Annotated in this window: 8 protein-coding genes; all 8 read right to left on the bottom strand. The window is 41.1% G+C overall.

All coding sequences use genetic code 11. The annotated features are described in order from the left end of the window. The coding region (locus LHW48_03805) for a ribonuclease HII (protein MCB5259582.1) at nucleotides 1-295 on the bottom strand (295 nt) is incomplete at its 3' end. Next, nucleotides 292-1,668, bottom strand: coding sequence for a class I SAM-dependent methyltransferase (locus LHW48_03800; GenBank protein ID MCB5259581.1), 1,377 nt, complete (start codon nucleotides 1,666-1,668; stop codon nucleotides 292-294). The genes LHW48_03805 and LHW48_03800, both read right to left, overlap by 4 nt. Next, on the bottom strand, nucleotides 1,665-2,456 hold the full coding sequence (pyrE, locus tag LHW48_03795) for an orotate phosphoribosyltransferase (GenBank protein MCB5259580.1): 792 nt from the start codon (nucleotides 2,454-2,456) through the stop codon (nucleotides 1,665-1,667). Before pyrE ends, LHW48_03800 begins: the two co-directional genes overlap by 4 nt. A gap of 72 nt (nucleotides 2,457-2,528) precedes the next feature. Next, a complete protein-coding gene (locus LHW48_03790; GenBank protein MCB5259579.1) occupies nucleotides 2,529-3,071 on the bottom strand; it encodes a 2-oxoacid:acceptor oxidoreductase family protein in 543 nt (180 codons plus the stop codon). Further along, a complete protein-coding gene (locus LHW48_03785) occupies nucleotides 3,068-3,811 on the bottom strand; it encodes a thiamine pyrophosphate-dependent enzyme (GenBank protein ID MCB5259578.1) in 744 nt (247 codons plus the stop codon). The genes LHW48_03790 and LHW48_03785 overlap by 4 nt, the downstream gene beginning before the upstream one ends. 10 nt (nucleotides 3,812-3,821) lie before the next feature. Further along, a complete protein-coding gene (locus tag LHW48_03780; protein MCB5259577.1) occupies nucleotides 3,822-4,901 on the bottom strand; it encodes a 3-methyl-2-oxobutanoate dehydrogenase subunit VorB in 1,080 nt (359 codons plus the stop codon). 7 nt (nucleotides 4,902-4,908) lie between these two features. Beyond that, nucleotides 4,909-5,112 carry a ferredoxin family protein gene (locus LHW48_03775; GenBank protein ID MCB5259576.1) on the bottom strand — a complete coding sequence of 68 codons (204 nt, stop codon included), beginning with the start codon at nucleotides 5,110-5,112 and terminating at the stop codon, nucleotides 4,909-4,911. A 208-nt stretch (nucleotides 5,113-5,320) separates the two neighbouring features. Further along, nucleotides 5,321-6,129: HAMP domain-containing histidine kinase (locus LHW48_03770; GenBank protein ID MCB5259575.1), on the bottom strand; the 809-nt coding region annotated here is incomplete at its 5' end.

Genomic DNA, 6,129 nt, shown 5'->3' with positions numbered 1-6,129 from the left:
AGCCCAGTAACGTAGCTTGCAGGATGTTTACTCTATCTATCGTTTTTGCAGGAATAGCGGCAATTGAATAACAGATGGCAGAAGACACTATCTCTGAGTAAAGCTTATCCCTTTGCCTTGCCGTAAGCTGTTTAGAATCGTTTAACACAGGCAAATCGATATGATAATCTAATACAACAGCAGCTACTACAACCGGTCCCGCCAAAGCACCCCTCCCTGCCTCATCCAATCCGGCACACATGGTAAAGCTTGTGCTCGAAAGCAAATCCAGATCGTTTTGTAGAAGATGATTCATTTCTTGCTTAACACAAAAAAGAGGCGGTAATATCGATGATCTAGGCCCTGCAACTTTTTGGGATAGAGATTCCCTTTGTTTTCAACAGAATGGATAGCCTTCAAACTCAGGTTGCTCGAATTTACTATGTCCATTATTTCACTCACCAAATATACTCTTTGAACATGGGTCTCACTTTGATGAATGTATGCAGCTCCCCATTCTTGAAATAGCTCCAGACGTGAAATTTGTTTTCGCTTCCCCGGTTCATAATATGCTTCATGAATCATCATCCCTTCTTTCTCACGGCTAAGATTGCAGTTATCGCTAAAATTTTCAATGCTGTTAAGCAGGGTAGAAATATCAAATATAAACAAGCCATCACTACTTAAAGCTTTCTCTACTACATCAAAGCAGATCTTAATTTCTTGCAAAGAGCTAAGATAGTTGATGCTATCGAATAAGCAAAAGATCAAATCTAATTCCAGATAAGGAATAGGATCTGTAAGAGAAGCTTGATAGAGAAAAGGCTTTAGCGGGCGTTTTGATGCATTTTCAAGCATCTGAGCAGAAATGTCACTGGCAAAAACTTCACATCCGTTTTGAACAAACCGAGATGCTACTGCAGCAGTTCCACACGCCAGTTCCAATACTCTTCTACATGGTGTTTTGGCATAAGTTTTGTGCCATAGTTTTAACAAATTGAACCATTTGTCATAATCCACATGTGCCATATACTTGTTATAGCGATCTGCAAAAAAAGTATATGAAGCATTGCTTTGCATACCCAAAACACCTTGAACTGTAAACAAAGAGAAGCGCTTATTAGCGCCCAAATTTAAACATACCTGTTCTGCCTTAGCCCATGCCTCATACAAAAAGTCTTTTCTATTCTCGTACAACTCGGATCCTAAACACATTTGGAAGCCGGAATCGGTATAAATAAAATGGACAAAAGAGAGAGGGGCACTGCATAAGATACTCTGCACTAAATTTTTACGGCTACATAGTAACGCTTTACTCCCTCTTCGCTTATTGTAGAATTCACTTAACCAATAAACACAATTAATGGTCTGCCCTTGTAAGTGATGCTTAACAGCTACATCCTCTTCGAATACATAAAGATCTGTTCCCCTCAATACTTCAACAAATTCATCCGGTAATGAGTAGGGTAGATATAGTAGTAAGAACTGGCGGCTAACATGAATCGTAGGGCAATCATGCCATAGTTTGCTGGCAAGCGAAAAGCTTAGGCAAATATCCATTATCTGTTCATCAAAGCTGGGAGCATCGTTACAGTCATCCTGTTGTTCCCACATCAAATGTGCCCCTACTTTCAAGATTTCACTTGGGTTCGGAACAGACAATTTGTCAGAAAGCAGCCGCAGCTTCATCTTTGCTTATCGCTGCTCCCCGGTTTAACTAAGTCTACACCCAATTTGCACAGTTCACATTCATCGGGAGACCACATTGGAATATCGAGGCTCAAAAGGCTTTCTGTAGGAACCCCAAAATCCAGCATTCCCCCGCTTCGGTCTACCAAGATTCCAACCGCAACTACTTCAATCCCCTGGTTTGTTGCACAATTAATCACTTCTCTAATGCTTCTGCCTGTAGATGCAATATCTTCAATAACCACCGCCTTATGGGTGTGTTGTAAATCAAAGCCGCTTCTAAAGGTCATCTCATTCTCTTTTCTATGGGTAAATAAAAAGCTTTTCCCCAGAATTCGCGCTACTTCATAAGCCAGTATTATCGCCCCAAAGGCAGGTCCTATTACCGTATCAAAACCATAATCTTCCAAGCGCATTGCCAACCGTTTGCAAAGCGTATGAGTTGCTTCAGGATTCTGTAGAAGACGAATCTTTTCTATATAGCGATTACTGTGATTTCCGCTTGTTAGCAAAAAATGCCCTTCCATAATAGCTTTTTCATTGGTTAGGATACGATTTGCCAAGTAACTATCGTCCAGATCATTCAATAACCCGTTTGCTTCCTCTTGTGCATCGGCAAACACCTGCAACTGGATAGTGTACATATCGCCTGCCATAGACGCATACATACTTTGGAAACGTTCATTTTGTAAGTATACTTCAAAGCCAGCTTCTTCTAAAAAGGCTTTTGCCATTTCAGCTTCAAAACTATCGGTAAATGTGGCTATTGTAACAAGTTCGCTTTTCATATCCTGCTCCTTTAACTAAATAAAGGGGGCGAATCAAGCGCCCCCAGTGTAATACTTTTATGGGTTTTAAGATCAGCCTTTACCGATCTGCATCCCATGTTTTATGGCTTTAAGATTCAATTCTAGTAATTCTGGATTTCTATCCTTCATAAAGCTGTTAAGATCTTCTTCCATAGTCTCGTACTTAATTATTCCGGTTTTGCCAATAATAATTCCAATGGCAAGCATATTTAGCACCATCTGATTTCCAATCTCTTTGGCAATATCAACCATCGGAGCCGAAATAGTAGTTATGTCCTCACGTTTACAACCATGGGGGCACATGTTTGTGTTATATATCAAGATACCATTGGGTCGGATGGACGGTGCAAATTTGTCTATTGAAGGTTGATTAAGTGCAACCAGAATATCTGGATAACTAACTATTGGAGAAGCAATCGGTTCATCGGATACAACTGTTGATACATTCGCTGTACCGCCGCGCATCTCGGGACCGTAAGAAGGTAACCAGGAAACATTTTTCCCTTCTTTCATTCCGGCTTTAGCTAAAAACTTACCAATGGTAAGTACGCCTTGACCGCCAAATCCTGCGCAAATTAATTCAGTAGTCATCATTCTGCTCCTTTATCTCTAAAGCAACCCGGTTTGAAGAAGGGCAGCATATTCTCTTTCGCCCAATCACGAGATTTAATGGGATCTAAACCCCAGTTTGTGGGGCAAGTGGAGATGAATTCCACAAAGGTAAATCCTCTTCCTTCTTTGTTATATTGAATAGCCTTAGAAACTGCTTTTTTTGCCTTAATGATCTCTGCGGGACTTAGTAAAGAAACTCGCTCAATATAATATGGAGCTAGAAGACTATCCAATAGTTCACATACTCTAATGGGAAATCCAATATCATCTGTATTCCTTCCATACGGGCTGGTAGTAGTTTTCATTTCTGGCAAGGTTGTGGGTGCCATTTGACCACCAGTCATACCATAAATGGCATTATTTACAAAGAATATAGAAATATGTTCGCCCCTGTTTGCGGCATGTACAATCTCTGCTGTGCCAATTGCAGCAAGATCGCCATCACCCTGATAGGTGAAAACATGCATGTCTGGACGAGCTCGCTTCATTCCTGTAGCCACTGCTGGCGCTCTGCCATGTGCTGCTTCAGCCATATCGAAATTGAAGAACTTATAGGCAAACACCGAGCAGCCCACTGGAGCTACGCCTGTCATTTTATTGATCAAACCATGTTCGTCGATTGCTTCCGCAATAAGGCGGTGTGCTACACCATGCAAACAACCGGGACAATATGTAAAGGGGGTACTGGTTAACGTTTCGGGTCTAAATGCTATCTTTTCCACAATCTCCTCCTTAAAAGCACTCATCAAGCTTAGCTTTAATTTCGGCGGGAGTGAAAACAATACCGCCCACTCTTCCCCAAAAATCTACCGGTACCTTACCATTAACGGCAATCTTAGCATCGTCCAGCATCTGGCCAGTATTCAATTCGAAAACATATACTTTCTTAACTTTAGGACCAATGGCTTTGGCTATGGCGCCGTAAGGAAATGGCCACACATTGATGGGGCGAATCATGCCCACATTCTTGCCTTGTGTCTTTAGCTCGTTGATGGCAGATTTTACTACCCTAGAGGCGGTTCCCCATGCCACACAAAGAACTTCATTATCGTTGGATATATTGTATTCTTCGTATTTTATCTCATTTTTCTCAATCTCAGCATATTTCTTGTAGAGCTTGTTTACATGCTTTTCTAACATCAAGGGATCGATCTCTAAGGAATTAATTTCGTGATGATGTTTCTTATCGCCATCTTCATTCGGGCATATACACCAAGATTCATGCTGATGCCACATTTCTTTGATCTCTTCGTCACTTTTGGCTGGTTTAAACTCTACCGGCTCCATCATCTGACCTAGCATGCCATCGGCAAGAATCATCACAGGATTGCGGTATTTATCTGCCAGATCAAACGCTTCCGAAGCCATATCAGCAAATTCCTGAACAGAACTGGGAGCTAACACGATCAAACGATAATCTCCATGTCCACCACCTTTTGTTGCCTGAAAATAGTCTCCTTGCGCTGGTTGGATATCTCCTAATCCAGGTCCTCCACGTTGAACGTTTACAATTACACAGGGCAGTTGAGCACCAGCGATGTATGAAATGCCTTCCATTTTTAAGGATATGCCCGGAGATGAAGAAGAAGTCATTACTCTCTTTCCACAACCCGCAGCACCATAAACCATATTTATGGCAGCCACTTCACTTTCTGCTTGTAAAAACGTTCCATTAACTTTCGGCATCATACGTGCCATGTATTCAATCAATTCACTTTGAGGAGTGATGGGATAGGCAAAATACAATCTGCATCCACTGCGAATGGCAGCTTCCGCTACTGCTTCGTTTCCTTTCATCAATATCTTCGCCATTATTGCCTCACTTCTCAACCGTTATTGCCACATCGGGGCAGGTTACATAGCACATCTTGCATGCGATGCACTTATCTTGCTCAAAACACTCTGCATAATGATAGCCTTTGGCATTGATGTTTTCCGAAAAGCGGATTATCTTTTTCGGGCAGGCAGCAATGCATAAACCACATCCCTTGCAGTAGTTTGGATCAACCGTCATTCTTGGCATGGTTGTTCTCCTTGTAAGTAATTTTTCACTAAAATGATATAGCTTAGAAATGCAGGAATTTGTCAACACATTTCACCAAATTCTAAATCTCAATTCTTCTATGCTACTAAAGAAACCTTTGATATGATTTTTGGTTAACCCAGAACTAAAACCGCATCATGAAGCTACATTTCATGAAACGGTTAAGCTTAGAATATTCGGCTCAAATCTATTTTGTCAAACGGTTAAATTTCATGTAAATCTTAGTGCCCTTTCCGGGTGTGCTTTCAATTTCCAGACTACTGTTCATACGCATCAAAGCACCCCGACAAAGCGTAAGACCCAAACCGATGCCATCATTTAGATCTTCGTTACCCGCCTTTGGTACCATACCTTCCCTTAAAATTTGCAGAGTCTTTTCATCCATACCTTTACCATTGTCTGAAACACTTATTTGAACCATATCGCCTAAGTTTTCAACCCTGATGTCAACTGTACCTTTTGCCTGAGTAAATTTAATGGCATTGTTCAAGAGGTTGCGGATCGCGATTTTAAATAAATCTGCATCTATAACTGCTTCTATTTTTTCTTCTGCAAAGTAGTAATTAAGATCTATCCGGCGCTGCATAGCTATAGGCAAGTATACAGCAAAGATTGACATCACAATTGGTACCAGATCTTGCTGAATCAGTTCCACGGATAAATCCAATTTCCGGCGTTGCAGACGAATCCCATCCAGCATTTCGTTTACAAGCTTAAATATGTTTTCTCCGCTTTTTTTTAAACTATGCAATATCTCGTCATGCTCTTCTTTGGCAATGTCGCCATCCAACAACATCCCCAATATCCGATTGAAATTTGCCAAAGGAGCGCGAACATCGTGGCTGATTACTGAAACCAGCCAGTTTAAGACCTCCACGGTGTCACTTAACATCGCATTTCGTTCTTCGAGATCATTTGTGGTTTCCAAAATCAATTTATTCTTTCTTTTGAGCTCAATATTCTGTTTTCGGTAAGCTTTTGCTTGCCCTTCGATTT

It is taken from the genome of Candidatus Cloacimonadota bacterium (assembly GCA_020532355.1).
Classification (GTDB): Bacteria; Cloacimonadota; Cloacimonadia; order Cloacimonadales; family Cloacimonadaceae; genus UBA5456.
Note: the sequence above shows the minus strand (reverse complement) of the source record. Positions and strands in the feature narration are given on the sequence as shown.